Below are 16,987 nucleotides of genomic sequence, written 5' to 3'. Positions count from 1 at the left end.
CTATCTGCAGTGTGGTACAGCTTTGTTAGCCTTGCGTAGGCTTCATGTCTCGCTTTCATCGACGCGCGGCAGCTCGAACCAGAAGGTCGCGCCCTGGCCAGGCACCGAGTTGAAGCCGATACGCCCGTGCATGCGCTCGATGATTTCCTTGCAAATCGCCAGACCCAGGCCGGTGCCGCCTTTCTGCCGGGTATCGCCGGCGTCGGCCTGAGAGAACTTGGCGAAGATGCGCGAATGGAATGCCGCGGGGATACCCGGGCCATGATCGCGCACGTTGACTCGCAGCTTGTCAGCCATTGTCTCCAGGCTGACCTGCACCACGGCCCCAGCCGGTGAGAACTTGGCGGCATTGGACAGCAGATTGGCCAGCACCTGAGCCAGGCGCTGAGTATCGACCCGGACTTCGACATAATGCTCTGCATGCAGTTCGAGGCGTACCTGATGCTGGTCGGCATACGGCTGGTTATGCAGCAGTGCCAGTTCCAGCAGTGGTTTGAGTGGCCTGCGCTGGAGGTCGAAATGCATCTTGCCGGCGACCAGCTTTTCCATGTCCAGCAGGTCATTGATCAGCGCGCTCAGGCGCTGGCTGTTGGCCTCGGCGATGCTCAGCATGTGCGCCATGGCCTGCGGCACGGCGCCGAGTGCGCCACCGTTGATCAGGCCCAGCGAGCCGGCGATGGCGGTCAGCGGTGTGCGCAGTTCGTGGCTGACGGTGGAGACGAACTCGTTCTTCATCTGCTCGATGCGTTTGCGTTCGGCGATGTCACGAATCACCGCGATGAAGCGCACCTGGCCCTGGTGGCTGATCTGCGACATCGCCAGTTCCAGCGGGAAGCGTTCGCCACCCAGGCGCAGGCCTTCCATCTCGCGAATCTGATCGCTGGCGCAGCCGTGGCGCAGGGTGTCACTGGCCATGCCTGGAATCAGCGTGGCGATGTCGCGCCCAGCGACCTCGGTCTGGCTGTAGGCAAAGATGCGTTCGGCCGCGTGATTGAAGGTTTCGATAAGGCCCTCCTCGTCGAGAGTGACGATGGCATCGATGACGTTGTCGAGCAGGGTGCGCAGGTAATGCTCGCGTTCGCGAATCGCTCGCTCGGCGGCAACCCGGTCGCTGAAGTCTTGGATCTGCGCGACCAGATGCACGGGCTGGCCTTGGGCGTTGCGCACCAGAGCGCTGCTGAGCAGTACCCAGAGCACCTGGCCCTGTTTGTCCAGATAGCGCTTTTCCATCTGGTAGGCGCTGATGCGCCCGGCCAGCAGGTCGTCGACGTTGCGCAGGTCCGCACCGAGGTCGTCGGGGTGGGTGATGCGCTGAAAATCGAGGGCGAGCATTTCCTCGCGGCTGTAGCCGAGCATGCGGCACAGCTCGTCGTTGACTTCCAGCCAGCGTCCGTCGATGGCTACCAGCGCCATGCCCTGTGGTGCGGTGGCAAAGGCGCTGCTGAACAGCTGCTGGCTCAGGCGCAGGTCGTCTTCCATGACCTTGCGCTCGCTGATGTCCCAGATGAAACCGTCGACCCAGACCAGGCGCCCCTGGGCGTCGTGCTCGCCGCGACCTTTCTCGCGAACCCAGACGCTGTGGCCATCGGCGTGACGCAGGCGGTAGGTCAGCTCGAAGGTTTCCTGGCGAGCGATGCTGTCGTTGGCGAGGTAGGTGATCGGCAGGTCGTCGGGATGGACGATGCTGGAGAAGCTGCGCACGCGATTGTCGATGAAGTCGCTGGGCGGGTAGCCAGTCAGGCTGAGAATCTCGTCGCTGACGTAACGCATGCTCCAGTCGCTGTCGTTGGCGCAGCGATAGACCACGCCGGGCAGGTTGGCGACCAGGCCACGGAAGCGACTTTCGCTCTGCTGCAGTGCGCGAGTGGCCTGCTGCAGGGCGCTGATGTCGCTGGCGATGCCGAGAAAACCGGTGATCTGTCCGCTGGCGTCGAAGATGGCGTTGGTGGTGAGGTTGACCAGGCGCTGGCCGCCATCCTTGTGCAGATACGTCCATTGGCGGGTTTCCGACTCGCCATTACGTACGTTGTGAGTGAAGACCTGGAAGCCGCTGACCGGATGCTCGCAACTGATGCTGAGCTGCTGGGCCCGAGCGTCGATTTCGCTGGGCAGATGGAAGCGTTCGGGCGTCATCTGGCCGATCACGGCGTCGCTGCTATAGCCCAGCAGGCGCTCTGCGCCAGAGTTGAAGAGGGTGACCAGGCCGTTCGGATCGGTGGCGATGATGGCAACGCCGCTGGCCGAATCCAGCACGGTCTGCAGGAACGCTCGCGCCTCGATCACCGCATCCTCGCGCTGCCGCGCTGCGCTGATGTCCGTGTGGGTGCCATACATCAGCAGCGGTCTGCCTTGCTCGTCGCGGCTGGAGAGGCGGCCGCGCACCTGTACCCACAGCCAGCGCCCGTCTCGGTGCTGCATGCGTATCTGCCGGTCGTAGAAGGCTAACTCGCCAGCGAAGTGGCGTCGCAGCATGCGTTCGCTAGGCTCGCGATCATCCGGGTGACAGAAGCGCTTCCAGGTTTCGACACTGGTGGGCTGCAGTTCCTCGAGGTGGTAGCCGAGCATCTGCGCCCAGCGCTCGTTGAACACGGTGGCGCCGCTCTGCACATTCCACTCCCAGGTGCCGACGTCGGTGCCTTCGATGATGCTGGCAAGGCGTTCGAGCAGGTTTTGCCGTGCCTGTTGCTGCTGCTCGCGCTCCAGGGTGGCGCCGACCCAGCGGGCGAACAGGCGCAGGAATTCGCGTTCGTTCTCGTCGAACTGACGGTCACGGGCTTGCTGGTCGCAGAAGGCCAGGGTACCGACTCTGCGGCCATCGACCCAGATCGCCGTACCGATATAGCTTTCCAGGGCGAAGCGGGCGTAGCAGGCATGCTCCCGATAAGGTGAGCTGGCCATGCGCTCGATACTGAGAATGTCGTCCTGGGCGTAGGTCAGGCTGCAATAGGTTTCGTCTAGGGCGAAGGTCTGGCCGTCCTCGAGCTGCGTGTCAGGACAGACCTGGACCAGGACGCGGTAGTGATCGGCGTCGATCATGCCGATCACGCCGAGCGGCATGTCGAAGTAGTTGGCCCCCATGCGCAGCGCTTCGCGCAGTTGTTCCTTGCCGCTCAGGCTCGATAGTGCAGAAATCTCGTTGAGTGCGTGCAGCGCGCTCTGCTGGCGTTGCATCAGGCGCTGGGTACTGCGACGTGTCGCGCGTAGCAGGATCATCAGCAAGGCTTCGGCGCCGCACCAGGCGAGCAGCCATTTGACTACCAGCCAGCGTTTGTCGCGTTCATGCACGGCATAGAGTTCGCTGACGTCACGCCAGGTCAGCACCGTGGCCATGGCCGCAGAGCCGGGCTGTGGCGAGGTCGCCATTGACAGCTGGCTGAGCAGGTAGTGTTGCCCGCCATCCTCCAGCAGACGCTGGCTGTTACCCTCGCTGGGAGAGGGTAGAAGATCCGCTCGTAGCCAGATCTGCGCCTGTGGACGTGTCTGCTGGACCAGACGCCACGCAGGCACTTGATCGGCTTGCATGCCGGCCTCGGCCGCAGCATTGAGTAGTAGCGCGATGCCAGCGCCGAGCTCCCGATCCAGTTGCGGCAGATCCTCGAGCACATCCATCGCCACGCTGATGGCGCCGACCTGGCGTTGACCGTTTTGCGTATCGATCAGCAGCGGCGCCGCGGCACGGATGCCGATACTGTTGTTAGCAAGGTTCAGTTCTGCACGACTGTCGCCCGTACGCAGGGCTTGCAGCAATAACGGGCGCATGGCCTCCTGGGTGTCACCAAAACGCTGCGGCTCGTGTACCCGCAGCAGGATGCGTGCGTCGTCTTGCAGATGGACGTAGAGGCGAAACGGCCGGTGCACCTGCATGTTGCGCCAGCGCGGTGCCAGGCGGGTGTAGAGCTGGTTGCGGATGCGGGTCAGGTCGCCTTGGTCATCCATGGGCAGGACCGACGCCTGACGCACCAGCTCGGCTACCCAGGCGTCGGCGGCGATGGCCTCGGCCAGCAACTGCGCACGCTCGCGCAGGCCGTGCTGAACGCTTTGCAGTGCCAGACGTTGCGCCTCGGCCTGCTTGTTCATCTGCAATTGCCACAGCGCCTCACGCTCGTGCAGTGCCTGGCGCCCGAGGAAGGCGAAGAACAGCGCAAGACACAGACTGCCGCCGACCACGATCCAGCGAATGGCAATCGGCCGCGAATTGCTGGTCATCGTGCGCCTGTCCGCGCCAGGCCAGCGAGACGCCTTAGGCGCTCGATTTCCGGCGCTTCGGCGCCCAGCAGTTCGGCACTGGCCAGGCGCATGACCACCGTGTCACGTCGTGTATTGCCAGGGGGTAGGGCGTAGCAGGCACCGATCAACTCGCGCAGTGCGATAGGCAGGCGCCAGTGCGCCTTGAGTCGATTGGCCAGTTGGCTGCTATGACGTTGTAGGGCGGTGTCCAGAGTTTGCTCGTCCAGCTCTCGGCCGGTACTGCGCCAGCGTTGCGCCTGATCCAGCAGGGCCAGTTCGCCCATACGCTGTAGCAGTGCGGCGCTGTGCAGCGGCGCCGGATCAACCCGGCTGCTACGCGCCAGCTCAGCAATACGCTGGCGCAGGCGCAGGGCATGGACGAAATGCGCATCGCCCTGGCGCTGCAGCTCGGGGTCGCTCAGTACCGCCTGCGGCCGAAGCGCGAGGCCTTGAATCAGATTGATTGCAGTGGCCTGACCGAGGCGTTGCACCGCTTCGTTGAGGGTCACGCAGGGCTGCCCGGCGCTGTTGTAGTTGCCACTGTTGGCCGCTGCGATCAAGCGCGCGTGAACGGCTGGGTCGTTCTGCCAGAGGTCGCCGAGCTGCTGCAGATTGTCGAAGGGTTGAGGCACATCGCGCAGACGCTGGTACAGGGATTCACGCAGTGGCAGTTCGAGAGCGTCATCGGTCAGGCTTGCAAGTTGCTGGAGAAAATCCCCGACGGTGTCGATTTCACCGGCGATGATCTGGGCATTCGCCAATAGCGGCTGGAGGCTGGCGACTACCTTGGGCACCTGAAAGGGTTTGCTGATGAAGGCGCTGATATTCAACGGGCGTATGGCTAGCACGCTGTCGCGGTCGGCGCGCGCTGTGACCATGACTAGCGGGATATCCTGGCTGCGTTGACGCACCGCTTCCAGCAACTGGATGCCGTTACCGTCGGGCAGGTGCCAGTCGCTGATGACCAACTGGGCCGGCTGCCGCTTCCAGGCTGCAAGGGCATCGACGACGCGACTCTGACAGTCGACCTTGGCACTCGGGCACAGGCTGAGGACGATCTGTTTGAGCAGGTCGGCTATCCAGGGATCGTCTTCGAGAATCAGCACGCGCATGCTCAGTTCCTGGTGCTGGGGTGGCTGTCCTGTGTTTCGCCTGGGGTGTTGGCGTCAACGGGGTTGACGGGCACCGGCTGTGGGCGACCGAAGTGATAGCCCTGACCATAGTTGCAGCCTAGCTCACGCAGAAAGTCGGCCTGGGCTGGTTGTTCGATACCTTCGGCAAGGACCTTGAGGCCCAGGCTTTTGCCCAGTGCGATCACGGCACGAGCGATGGCGGCGTCTTCAGCGTCGTTGGGCAGGCCGCGCACGAAGCTCTGATCGAGCTTGAGCTTGTCCACGGGCAGACGCTTGAGGCGCGCCAGAGAGCTATAACCGGTTCCGAAGTCGTCGATGGCCAGGCGTACGCCCAGGGCACGCAGGCTGATGAGCAGTTTCTGCGCTGCATCCGGGTCTTCCATGATCGCGCTCTCGGTGACCTCCAGCTCCAGCTGCTCAGGCGGCAGGCCTGTTTCTGCCAGTACCTGTGCCACTTTCATATCGAGTTCACCGCGACTGAACAGGCGGCTGGAGACGTTCACCGCAACGAAGCTCAGTGCACGACCTTCGGCGTTCCAGCGCATCATCTGGCGGCAGGCCTGCTCCAGAACCCAGGCGTCGATGGCGCCGATCATGCCGTTGTCCTCGGCAATCGGGATGAATTCGCCTGGGGGAATCAGCCCGCGTTGCGGGTGTTGCCAGCGTACCAGCGCCTCCATGCCTACCTGGCGGCCGTCACGCAGGTCGTGTAGCGGCTGGTAGTACACGCGCAGCTCGTCGTTGTCCAACGCATGGCGCAGGCTGCTGGCCAGTTCCACGCGTTGCCGGGCGTAGTCGGTCAGCTCCTGCACGTAGAAGGCATAGCCTTCGCGACCGCTGCTCTTGGCCTTGAACAGCGCCGAGTCGGCGTTACGCAGGATTTGCTCGACGCTGTCGGCATCTTCGGGGAACAGACTGATGCCGATGCTGGCGCCGATGTAGAGCTCGTGGCCGCCGAGACGAAAGGATGTTTCCAGGCTGCGCAGCAGGCTTTGTGCAAGTTCGGCTGCCTGGGCTGCGTCGGCGCAGTTTTCGCTGAGTAGCCCGAACTCGTCGCCGCCTAGCCGGGCCAGGGTGGTGCCAGTGGGTAAACCTTGCTGCAAACGCTCGCCGACGGCCTTGAGCAACAGATCGCCGACGTTGTGGCCGAGGCTTTCATTGATGTGCTTGAAGTGGTCCAGATCTATCAGCAGTACTGCGCCGCGAAGCTCCTCGACCTTGCTGCGCTCCAGCGCATGAGCGACGCGCTCGGTGAACAGCAGGCGGTTGGGCAGGTTGCTCAGCGGGTCGTGGTGGGCCAGGTAGTCCAGCTCGCGTTGCGAGCGCTTGAGTGCGGTGATGTCGGAGAACACCGCCACATAGTGGCTGACGCGCCCCTGTTCATCGTGAATAACGCGGATGCACTGCCACTGCGGATAAATCTCCCCACTTTTGCGCCGGTTCCATACCTCGCCACTCCAGCCTCCACAGTTCTGCAGCGCGTGCCACAGGCTCTGATAGAAGGCTGTGTCATGGCGGCCGGACTTGAGCAGGCTAGGGTGCTGGCCGAGGATTTCCTCGCTGCTGTAGCCGGTGATGCGGCTGAAGGCCGGGTTGACGTGCACGATGCTCTGTTCGGCATCGGTGACCAGTACCCCTTCCTGAGTCGCATCGAACACCGCAGCGGCCTGGCGCAGGCTATCGTCGGTGGCGCGTTGCTGGGTGATGTCGCTGGCGATGCCAATGAAGCGCTGCGGTTGGCCGTTTTCATCACGCAGCAGGCGGCCGCGCGAGTGAATCCAGCGATAGCTGCCGTCGGCGTGGCGCAGGCGGTAGATGTTTTCGTAGGGCTGCTCGCTCAAATCGGCGTTGAGCGCATGCAGCGCGCGCTCCACGTCATCCGGATGCAGGCGCGCGGCCCAATCTTCGCGGGTATTGCCCAGGGTTTGCGGGGTGAGGCCCAGCAGCCTGGCATAGCCCTCGGAGAAGAACACTCGGCGGCTGCTCACGTCCCAATCCCACAAGCCGTCGCGCGTGGCATCCAGCGCCAGGCGCAGGCGTTCCTCGTTGCCGGCCAACTCCAGGCGTGCGCGTCGATGTTGTTGCGCATGACGGTGTAGCACCAGATAAAGCAGTGAGCTGGTGAGCGCGACGAAGAACAGGCCCTTGAAAGATTGCAGGCGCTCCTGTTGCGCCATGGACAGGCCGAGGGCGGTCAGCAGTTGGTCGCTCAGCAGTATCCAGAGGCAGGCCAGCAACAGATAGCCCAGAGTCAGACGCAAGGCGTCGGTGTCGATACGCATGGGTAGGCTACTACGCTCCCTGTAAATGCGGGTCAGTATAGATGGGGGTGGGACTGAAACATTCTCATCTAAAAGACCAACTGGTTTTCTGGCATGGGTCAGGGATAATGTGATCAGGTTTGTCCTTGTAGGACAAACCGCGTTCCCCCTTCAAGAGGCAACAGCGCCCATGTGGTACAACGGTTTACTCGACCTGTCGGTCTGGCAGCTGGTGGCTGCGACTTTGCTGATGACACACGTGACCATCGTCAGCGTGACTGTCTATCTGCACCGCTACTCTGCGCACCGTGCACTGGAACTGCACCCCGCGCTCAAGCATTTCTTCCGTTTCTGGCTGTGGTTGACCACGGGCCAGAACACCCGCGAGTGGACCGCGATTCACCGTAAACATCACGCCAAGTGCGAAACCGTCGACGACCCGCATAGCCCGGTCATCAAAGGGCTGAGCACCGTGCTGCGTAAAGGTGCCGAACTCTATCAGGAAGAGGCGAAGAACCAGGAAACGCTGCGCATCTACGGCAAGAACTGCCCGGATGACTGGATCGAGCGCAATGTCTACAGCCGCTACCCGATTGGTGGCGTGACATTGATGGCGATCATCGACCTGGCGCTGTTCGGCGTACTCGGCATGACTGTCTGGGCGATCCAGATGATGTGGATTCCGGTATGGGCTGCAGGTGTCATCAACGGTCTTGGTCATGCTATCGGCTATCGCAACTTCGAATGCCGCGACGCTGCCACCAATCTGGTGCCCTGGGGCATCCTGATCGGCGGTGAGGAGCTGCACAACAACCATCACACTTACCCTAACAGCGCCAAGCTGTCAGTGAAGAAGTGGGAGTTCGACATGGGTTGGGTCTGGATCAAGCTGTTCAGCTTCCTCGGCCTGGCGAAGGTGCAGCGCGTGGCGCCGATTGCGCATCGGGTCGAGGGTAAGGCGAGTCTGGACATGGACACTGCCATGGCCATCCTCAACAACCGTTTCCAGATCATGGCGCAATACCGCAAGTTGGTGATCGTGCCGTTGGTCAAGCAGGAAGTGGCCAAGGCTGACGAGTCCGTTCGTCACCTTTTCCGTCGGGCAAAACGCCTCTTGTCGCGTGAGCCTAGCCTGTTGGAAGAGCAGCATCATGCGCATATCGCCGATATGCTGGCGCAGAGTCAGGCTCTCAAGGTGATCTACGAGAAGCGCCTGGCGCTGCAGCAAATCTGGGTCAAGACCAGCAGTAACGGCCACGACATGCTCGAAGCCATGAAACAGTGGGTCCACGAGGCCGAGGCCAGCGGCATTCAGTCGCTGCGTGAGTTCGCCGAACAGCTCAAGACCTACTCGCTGCGACCGTCCAGCGCGACTGCCTGACCGCCGCTCGCGACAAGCAAAGGCCCGCCGAACTGGCGGGCCTTTTTGTTTGTCCAACGGCTCGCACTATGCTCAATTTCAATGCGAGGCGAAGGACGGATGGCCGCTGTAATGGACGATCAGGGCAAGGCTGTTTCCGAGTTGGAAGAACTGACCTTGGCTCTACTGCACAGCCGTGCCGAAGTAGAGCGTCTCGGTGTTCGCGAGCAGCTGTTCAGTAGCTTGCTTGGCAGCGTCAATGCCGTGCTCTGGGCCTTCGACTGGAGCGAGCAGCGGATGATTTATGTCAGTCCTGCTTATGAGCGAATCTTTGGCCGTTCTGCCGCGCTACTGTTGGCCGACTATGGCGAGTGGCGCAACAGCATCTATCCCGACGATATCGACTACGCCGCCGAAAGCCTGGCCAAGGTATTGGAAACTGGCGCGGTGGAGTCGCGCGAGTACCGCATCATTCGCGCCGATGGCCAATTGCGCTGGCTCAGCGACAAGTGTTTCGTCAGCCCCCAACTGGGCACCGAGCAGGGGCATGTGATCGTCGGTATTGCCGAAGACATCACCGAGAAGAAGCGCCTGGAGGGCGAGTTACATCGCCTGGCAACCACCGATGTGCTGACCCAGAGCAGCAACCGCCGGCACTTCTTCGAGTGCGCCCGCCGTGAGTTCGAGCACGCGCGCAAGTTCGGCAGCCCGCTGGCCTTCCTGCTGCTCGATCTCGATGACTTCAAGAAGATCAATGACCAGTACGGCCACCAGATCGGCGACGAGGTGTTGCGGCGCCTGGCGCAGTGCGGCAGCAACACTTTGAGGCGCGGCGATCTGTTCGGGCGTATCGGTGGTGAGGAGTTCGCGGCGCTGTTCCCCGGTTGTGAGCAGGATGTGGCATTGCAGGTGGCTGAACGGCTGCAGCGCGAGGTGCAACGCCTCGGTTTCCAGCATGAAGGTCGGCACTTCGGCATTACAGTCAGTCAGGGCCTGACCAGCCTGCTGGCCACTGATGTCAGTCTCGACGCGCTCTATGCACGTGCCGATGCCGCGATGTACATGGCCAAGCGCCAAGGCAAGAATCAGATCGTGCTAGGGTGATGGTTGGCGATTTTCCGCCTGAGAGCTGGTTGTCATGGGCGGAAAATTGCCGATCATCTACTGTCATCGGTTAGCCACCGACTCGTCGAAAAAATGTAACCTACTGTTCTAGAAGCCTTGCGCGTCGACTTTGCCAAGCTGGCGCGCTATCTGCATAGGCCCCGCAAGATGCCGGCTAGGATGTCGGCGCACAATAACAACGACGAGAGCACTCACCATGCGCCACTCTGCCCGCCTCATTCCGGCCGTCCCGCTGCGTTCGCCGTTGTTTCGTTCTTCCTGAATTTTTCATGCGCCCATTCGAGCCCGGCTTTGCCGTGCCATGGCTCATGGGTGTGTGTGCCCTATTCGTTCTGGCCTGCCTCTTCGTGCCGAAGTCTGCGCCGGACGATGCGTCACCTTAAACACACTGGAGAGAAACATAATGAGAAAGACCTCCCTGGCACTGGCCGTAGCCGCCAGCACCCTGGGCCTGAGCCAAGTAGCGTCCGCCGACCTGATCGGTGACACCAAGGTCAGCCTGGAAGCGCGTAACTTCTATTTCAACCGTGATTTCCGTGAAGGTGCAGGTCAGTCCAAGCAAGAAGAGTGGGCGCAGGGTTTCATTCTGCGTATGAACTCTGGCTTCACTGAAGGCACCGTTGGTTTTGGTGCTGATGCCATTGGCATGTATGGCTTCAAGCTGGACTCGGGTGATGGCACCGCAGGCAGTGGTCTGCTGGTCCCTGACCGCTCTTCGGGTGGTTCTCAGGACAATTACTCTGGCCTCGCTGTAGCGGCCAAAGCCAAGGTTTCCAACAGCACTCTGCGTGTTGGTCATATGCAGTTCAAAAACCAGGCGATCGGCTCCAGCGACAGCCGTTTGCTTCCGCAGATTTTCCGTGGCGGTAACTTGGTTTCTCAGGAGATCGAAGGTCTGACACTGGACGCTGGTTATTTGGATGAGGTGAATAACCGCAACTCGCAAGATTATGAAGACATGACGCTGAACACCTACTCGTTCAGTGGCATTCAGTTCAAGGGCGTGAACCAGAGCAACGAGTTCATCTTCGCGGGCGGTAACTACAAGCTGACCAACGACCTGACTGCTGGTTACTACTATTCCAACCTGGAAGACATGTACAAGCAGCACTCCTTCAATCTCGTGCATGTGCTGCCCTTGGGCGACAAGCAGAGCTTGAAAACTGATCTGCGTTACGCGCGCTCCACCGATGATGGCCAAAGTAACGTCGATAACAAAGCCTTCGGTGCCATGGTTACCTATGCGCTGAGTGGTCACTCGTTCGGTATCGGTTACCAGCAGATGGACGGCGATACTGGCTTTGCCTATGTCGGTGGTACCGATCCGTTCCTGGTCAACTACGTTCAGATCGGTAACTTCGCTGCCAAGGACGAGAAGTCTTGGCAGGCTCGTTACGACTTTAACTTCGCTTCCATTGGCATCCCTGGCCTGACCTTCATGACCCGCTACCTGACCGGTGACAACATCGATCGTGGTGCTGGTGTTTCCGAGGGGCGCGAATGGGAACGCAACACAGACATCGCTTATGTCTTCCAAGAAGGTGCTTTGAAAAACCTTGGTGTTCGCTGGCGTAACGCTACTATGCGAAACAACTTCAGCCGTAATATCGACGAAAACCGCCTGATCGTCAGCTACACCCTGCCGCTGATGTAAGGCGAGAGGTTTTGGGAGGCCTGCCAAGGCCTGAGTCCCGAAAGCCAATCAAAAATGCCCGCATCCTATGGATGCGGGCATTTTTTATGGACGGCTGGTGACGGCTCAGCGTGGGGTGTCAGCTGGTGCTGCCGAAGTCGCGAGAATGGCGCTGGCCAGCGCCATGTCGTCGGCTTCCTGCAACTGCGGGTTGGCGCTGCGCAGTTGCTGCATCGCGGCTTCCAGGTGCGGGCCGCGGATTTCGCCGTTACTGGCGACGAAGCTGCTCGCGTCCTCTTCGGCCGCGGCGACCAGCTTGCGATCCTTGAAGGTCAGGTAGGTCGAGGCGGTGGTTGCGCCCGACGAAAGAATGTCGCGCAGCATGCCATCGGCTGCTGCGGTCTGGGCGATCAGAAAGGCACTGAACGCCAGTGCGGCACGGCTCGTTACACGCATAATGAAACTCCTTAGGGGTGGCTCCTCTCCTAGGAGTCGCGCAAGCCGCTGGTGGTTCCTTACAGGCGATGGCCGGTTGCCAGGCCGATCAGTTGCTGAGCTTGCGCATTCGTTGCTGATGACGCCACCAGAGCAATGCCGAGAGTATTGCCAGTGCGCCGAACAGCAGAAATTGCCAAACCCAGGGTAGCTCCGGGAACAGATAAGTCAGTGCACCGACCGCGACGGCCACCAGGCCGATCCATAGCAAGTAGCCTCCGGCGCCGAACACCTCGAGAATCAGCAGCAGGGTGGCCAGGGCCAGCCAGTCCCAGAACGACAGATGTTGCAGGTAGGTGATCATGGGAAGACGCGGCTACCCATACTCAGACTGTTCGCTGATCGCCGTTCGGTGTGCATCGCATAGACTCCATTGCCCGATCAATCAATCTAAGCACAGTCGCCCGGGCTCTGCCGCCGACCCCTTCGCAAGGTGGGCAGATGCCAGGCCATACGTGGGAGCCAGGGCATGTTTACGCGTTCACTGATGGCGTTTTTGCTTGCCGCTCTGTTGCTGGCCGGACAGGGCGCGGTGGCCGGTGAGCTCCTGAATGCCCTGCACCGTGCTGCGCCGCAGTTGGAGCAGCGTGCGTTGCAAGGAGCACTACAGGCGCTGCGGTGCGCCGAGCGCGAAGGTGCGGGTGAAGGCAGGCGGTTAGCCGTGATCGATTACTCGCGCTCTTCGCTGGAGCGGCGCCTATGGGTTTTCGATCTGACGCACGGGCGTCTGCTGCAGCGTGAGTTCGTTGCCCATGGTCGCCAGTCTGGTGAATTGTTTGCCGAGCATTTCTCCAATCAGCCTGGCAGTAATCAGTCCAGCCTCGGTCTGTTTCGTGGCGCTGAAAGCTACAAGGGGCGGCATGGGCATTCGCTGCGCCTCGATGGTCTGGAGCCCGGCTTCAATGATCAGGCGCGTGCCCGTGCGCTGGTGATCCATGGTGCTGATTACGTGGCGCCGACATGGGCGCAGAAATATGGGCGCATGGGGCGCAGCCTGGGCTGTCCGGCGGTGCAGCAGGAGGTGATTGGTGTGCTGGTGGATCAGCTCAAGGACGGCCAGTACCTGTTCGCCTGGCATCCTCAGATAAGCGATGAGCGCTATCGCGATTGCGCGAGCGTCAGCGTTGCTCGCTCTGTGGAGTGACGCGTAACACTTCCTCGATGGTGGTCAGCCCAGCAGCGACCTTCTGCGCGCCGGACAGGCGCAGGCTGCGCATGCCGTCCTTGAACGCGGCGCGGCGCAGGGCGGCAAGGTCGGTGTCAGCGTTGATCAGTGGCTTGATGGCATCGTTGATCAGCATGATCTCGTAGACGCCGGCGCGGCCGCGGTAGCCGGTTTCGCGGCATTCCAGGCAGCCGACGGCGTGATGCGCCTGGCTTGGCGGCGGCGAGCTCCAGGGCCGGGTCAGACCGTTCCAGGTGTCTTCGTCCAGTTGCACGGGCGCCTTGCAGTGCGGGCACAGGGTACGCACCAGGCGCTGGGCCATGACGCCGAGGATGGTGGCCTTGAGCAGGTAGTGCGGCACGCCCAGTTCGAGCAGGCGAGTGATGGCGCTGGGTGCATCGTTGGTGTGCAGGGTGGACAGCACCAGGTGGCCGGTCAGCGCTGCCTGGATGGCCATCTCCGCGGTTTCCAGGTCGCGGATCTCGCCGACCATGATGATGTCCGGGTCCTGGCGCATCAGCGCGCGCACACCGCTGGCGAAGTTCAGATCGATGTTGTGCTGCACCTGCATCTGGTTGAAGGCACCTTCGATCATCTCGATCGGGTCTTCGATGGTGCAGACGTTCACCTCCTCGGTCGCCAGCTGCTTGAGGGTGGTATAGAGCGTGGTGGTCTTGCCCGAGCCGGTGGGGCCGGTAACCAGGATGATGCCGTTGGGCTGGCTGGTCATGCTGGCCCAGCGGCGCAGGTCCTCCGGGGAAAACCCGAGTTGATCCGGGCTTTTCAGCAGTACTTCCGGATCGAAGATACGCATCACCATCTTCTCGCCGAAGGCGGTCGGCAGGGTCGATAGGCGCAACTCCACTTCGTTGCCATCCGGGGTCTTGGTCTTGACTCGGCCATCCTGCGGTTTGCGCTTCTCGGCGATGTTCATGCGGCCGAGGTTCTTCAGGCGGCTGACCACTGCCATGGTGACCTGCGCGGGGAACTGGTAGACGGTGTGCAGCACGCCGTCGATGCGAAAGCGCACGGTGCCCTGTTCACGGCGCGGCTCGATATGAATGTCGCTGGCGCGTTGCTGGAAGGCGTACTGGAACAGCCAGTCGACGATGTTGACGATGTGCGCATCGTTGGCGTCCGGCTCCTGGTCCTGGGCGCCGAGGCTGAGCAGTTGTTCGAAGTTGCCGACGCCGCTGACCTTCTGGTCGGTGGCGGTGGCGCCGCTGACCGAGCGGGCCAGGCGATAGAACTCGGTGGTGAAGCGCTGAATGTCGCTGGGGTTGGCTACCACGCGCTTGATCGGGCGCTTGAGCACGTGCACCAGGTTGGCTTCCCAGCTATGCACCAGCGGCTGGCTGCTGGCGATGGTGACGCTTTCGCTGTCCACTGCCACTGCGAGGATCTTGTGACGCTGGGCGAAGGCGTAGGACATCAGCGGGGTGATGGCCGGCACGTCGATCTTCAGCGGATCGATGCGCAAGTAAGGTTGCCCGGCGAAGTTGGCCAGCCAGGTGGTGAGGGTTTCCAGGTCGAGTTTCTTGCCCGGCCTTTGCTGATCGTCCACCTGCTGCGCGGCCAGAAACTCCAGTGGATGCTGGGCGTTGTTCAGTGAGCTGCGGCGGATCGCCAGGCACTGCTCAGCTACATCCTGATCCACCCGGCCCTGGGCCACCAGCTCGCGTAGCAGGTCGCCAAGATCCAGTACACGGTCGGGGGCAGTGGCGGTGAAGGCGGACATGCGGGCTCCTCGGGGTCGGCCTGAACAAGGGTAGCAGGTCGTTCTTCAACGACCTTTTAGCCGAGCTAGGATGCCCGAAAAGTGCCACCAGGGCGAAGTGCCCGACGTGATCGATTGCCCGCTTCAGGCCACCTCCGTCACCAGGTTGTGATCCAGGTGCTGCCAGGTGACCTCCCATACGCACACCAGGCCGCGCAGTTTCTGCGCGAGCACGCCGGCTCGATGCAGCGAGATACCGGGCAGGCGCAGACTGATATGCAGGTCATCTTGCAGGCGCTGCATGTGAAGGGCTTCGGGGAGCAACTGCAATTGCGCGAACAGGCCGAGTAGCCGGCACATGACGTCGGCCTCGGCGTCGGTGCGCAGTTGGTATTCGACACAAGCATCGGGGCGATCCTGCCAGGGATCGCGGCGATTATGGGCGGACGGAAATGGCGTGGTATCAGGCATGGCGGCAGCTCAGGCAGGTTTTGCCTAAGTTTCCGCCTTATTTCGGCAAAAGTTCTGCCTGGTTTGCTGTGTTGATGGCGTTTATGTGGATAGACTTACCTGAATAAGTGGCTGGTGAGGAATTTTTATGTCCATTGCGCTGGATGCCTACGATCAACGCATTCTTGCTTTGCTACAGGAGGATGCAGGCCTCTCCACGGCGGAGATCGCCGAGCGCATCGGCCTGTCGCAGTCGCCCTGCTGGCGTCGTATCCAGCGGCTCAAGGAGGAGGGGGTGATCCGCAAGCAGGTGACCCTGCTCGATCGCAAGCGCATCGGCCTGCATACGCAGGTGTTCGCCCAGGTCAAACTCAACGCCCACGGACGCTCCAACCTGACCGAGTTCGCCGAAGCCATGCGCGAGTTTCCCGAGGTGCTGGAGTGTCACGTGCTGATGGGCGCGGTGGACTTCATGCTGCGCATCGTCACCCGCGATATCGAGGCCTATGAGCGCTTCTTCTTCGAGAAGCTGTCGCTGGTACCAGGGATCCAGGAGGTGAACTCGATCGTGGCGTTATCGGAGATCAAGTCCACCACCAGCCTGCCGCTCACTTAAGGCTTGATCACCACTGGCGGCGATTGCTCGACGTTGCGCCTGCTGGGTGGCGTGAGCCCCATGGACACATAGATGCTGGTCAGTTGATCGACGCCCATGTCGGCAGGGCGTATCCATTCTTCTGGTACGTAGAGCAGGCCGCCACCGACCGGAATCGGTGCGGTGGGGATGAGGATGGCGCAGTAGGGGCGTCCCTCCAGTTCGACGCTTTCCGAACTCGGGCGCAGGGCGAGCACCGCTGCGCCGTCGCCGCCGAAGAAGCACCAGACCGGCGCCATGGTGGTGATATCGGGGTTCTTGCTCTTGTCCAGGAGGCCAACGAATCGATCAGCCAGGTTGTAGAAATTGCCGATCAGCGGGGTACGCCGCAGGGTGCGGTCGATCAGCCAGGACAGCGGGCGGCGCAAGCCCAGTTGTACCGCCAGGCCCAGTGGGTAGAGGCTGGCCAGCAGCACCAGACTGCCCAGCATGTAGGCCAGATAACTGTTGCTGGAGAAGGGCTGGCCGAGGGCTGCGAACAGTTGGCCGATCAGGGTCGAAGGTCCGACCAGGCGATTAAGCAGGCTGAATATCCAGGCAAGCAATGCCAGGGTCAGTGCCAGCGGCAGTAGCGCGAGTAGACCCGTCAGCCAGGTGGTAACGACGGATTTCAGGCTGCGTCTGAGCATGTAACGGTTTCCTTGACGATCTTGGCGGTGACTTTACGCCAGGCACGGCAATTCTGTGCAGTCTTGCCCGTGTGCGTGGTCGGCGAAATGGCTACAGCACTTTTCGTCAGATTGTTTCGAACAAAAAAAGCCCGGCA

13 protein-coding genes are annotated in these 16,987 nt (G+C 61.6%); 5 read left to right on the top strand and 8 right to left on the bottom strand.

Annotated elements, in window-relative coordinates; all coding sequences use genetic code 11:
• Nucleotides 1-42 precede the first annotated feature (42 nt).
• The 3 genes from RTH74_RS14220 to dibA are packed head-to-tail and all read right to left on the bottom strand — an operon-like array spanning nt 43 to nt 7,642.
• The gene (locus RTH74_RS14220; protein WP_316915073.1) at nt 43-4,206 is read right to left on the bottom strand and encodes a PAS domain S-box protein; all 4,164 of its coding nucleotides are present in this window, start codon (nt 4,204-4,206) and stop codon (nt 43-45) included.
• On the bottom strand, nt 4,203-5,339 hold the full coding sequence (locus tag RTH74_RS14215) for an HDOD domain-containing protein (protein ID WP_316915072.1): 1,137 nt from the start codon (nt 5,337-5,339) through the stop codon (nt 4,203-4,205). The genes RTH74_RS14220 and RTH74_RS14215 overlap by 4 nt, the downstream gene beginning before the upstream one ends.
• Before the next feature lie 2 nt (nt 5,340-5,341).
• A complete protein-coding gene (gene dibA, locus RTH74_RS14210; protein WP_316915071.1) occupies nt 5,342-7,642 on the bottom strand; it encodes a phosphodiesterase DibA in 2,301 nt (766 codons plus the stop codon).
• Between the two features lie 169 nt (nt 7,643-7,811).
• Between dibA and desA the strand changes: the two genes are divergently transcribed.
• The 3 genes from desA to RTH74_RS14195 all read left to right on the top strand — a co-directional run bounded on the left by desA (nt 7,812) and on the right by RTH74_RS14195 (nt 11,760).
• The gene (desA, locus tag RTH74_RS14205) at nt 7,812-9,002 is read left to right on the top strand and encodes a delta-9 fatty acid desaturase DesA (RefSeq protein ID WP_316915070.1); all 1,191 of its coding nucleotides are present in this window, start codon (nt 7,812-7,814) and stop codon (nt 9,000-9,002) included.
• A 111-nt stretch (nt 9,003-9,113) separates the two neighbouring features.
• Complete coding sequence (locus RTH74_RS14200; protein WP_099526651.1) at nt 9,114-10,085, top strand: GGDEF domain-containing protein; 972 nt, start codon at nt 9,114-9,116, stop codon at nt 10,083-10,085.
• A 424-nt stretch (nt 10,086-10,509) separates the two neighbouring features.
• Nucleotides 10,510-11,760, top strand: a complete 1,251-nt coding sequence (locus RTH74_RS14195; protein WP_099526650.1) for an OprD family porin — start codon at nt 10,510-10,512, stop codon at nt 11,758-11,760.
• Between the two features lie 105 nt (nt 11,761-11,865).
• Here RTH74_RS14195 and RTH74_RS14190 read toward each other — a convergent pair whose 3' ends face one another.
• Nucleotides 11,866-12,195 carry a DUF2388 domain-containing protein gene (locus tag RTH74_RS14190; RefSeq protein WP_106735195.1) on the bottom strand — a complete coding sequence of 110 codons (330 nt, stop codon included), beginning with the start codon at nt 12,193-12,195 and terminating at the stop codon, nt 11,866-11,868.
• 88 nt (nt 12,196-12,283) lie between these two features.
• Nucleotides 12,284-12,538 (bottom strand): NfeD family protein, encoded by a 255-nt coding sequence (locus tag RTH74_RS14185; protein WP_106735196.1) that lies wholly within the window; start codon nt 12,536-12,538, stop codon nt 12,284-12,286.
• 165 nt (nt 12,539-12,703) lie between these two features.
• Between RTH74_RS14185 and RTH74_RS14180 the strand changes: the two genes are divergently transcribed.
• Nucleotides 12,704-13,378: a murein L,D-transpeptidase catalytic domain family protein gene (locus RTH74_RS14180; protein WP_316915069.1), complete on the top strand. Its 675-nt coding sequence runs from the start codon at nt 12,704-12,706 to the stop codon at nt 13,376-13,378.
• Here the strand turns inward: RTH74_RS14180 and RTH74_RS14175 are convergent.
• Nucleotides 13,353-15,137 carry a GspE/PulE family protein gene (locus RTH74_RS14175; RefSeq protein WP_316915068.1) on the bottom strand — a complete coding sequence of 595 codons (1,785 nt, stop codon included), beginning with the start codon at nt 15,135-15,137 and terminating at the stop codon, nt 13,353-13,355. The genes RTH74_RS14180 and RTH74_RS14175 overlap by 26 nt on opposite strands.
• 123 nt (nt 15,138-15,260) lie before the next feature.
• Nucleotides 15,261-15,587 carry a hypothetical protein gene (locus tag RTH74_RS14170; RefSeq protein ID WP_099526646.1) on the bottom strand — a complete coding sequence of 109 codons (327 nt, stop codon included), beginning with the start codon at nt 15,585-15,587 and terminating at the stop codon, nt 15,261-15,263.
• 127 nt (nt 15,588-15,714) lie between these two features.
• On the opposite strand from RTH74_RS14170, the gene RTH74_RS14165 reads away from it, so the two are divergent.
• Nucleotides 15,715-16,182, top strand: a complete 468-nt coding sequence (locus RTH74_RS14165) for an Lrp/AsnC family transcriptional regulator (protein WP_099526645.1) — start codon at nt 15,715-15,717, stop codon at nt 16,180-16,182.
• Here RTH74_RS14165 and RTH74_RS14160 read toward each other — a convergent pair.
• Nucleotides 16,179-16,850: a DUF502 domain-containing protein gene (locus tag RTH74_RS14160; RefSeq protein WP_125836212.1), complete on the bottom strand. Its 672-nt coding sequence runs from the start codon at nt 16,848-16,850 to the stop codon at nt 16,179-16,181. The genes RTH74_RS14165 and RTH74_RS14160 overlap by 4 nt on opposite strands.
• Nucleotides 16,851-16,987 lie beyond the last annotated feature (137 nt).

The organism is Pseudomonas sp. zfem001 (assembly GCF_032621725.1).
Lineage (GTDB): Bacteria > Pseudomonadota > Gammaproteobacteria > Pseudomonadales > Pseudomonadaceae > Aquipseudomonas > Aquipseudomonas sediminis.
Note: the sequence above shows the minus strand (reverse complement) of the source record. Positions and strands in the feature narration are given on the sequence as shown.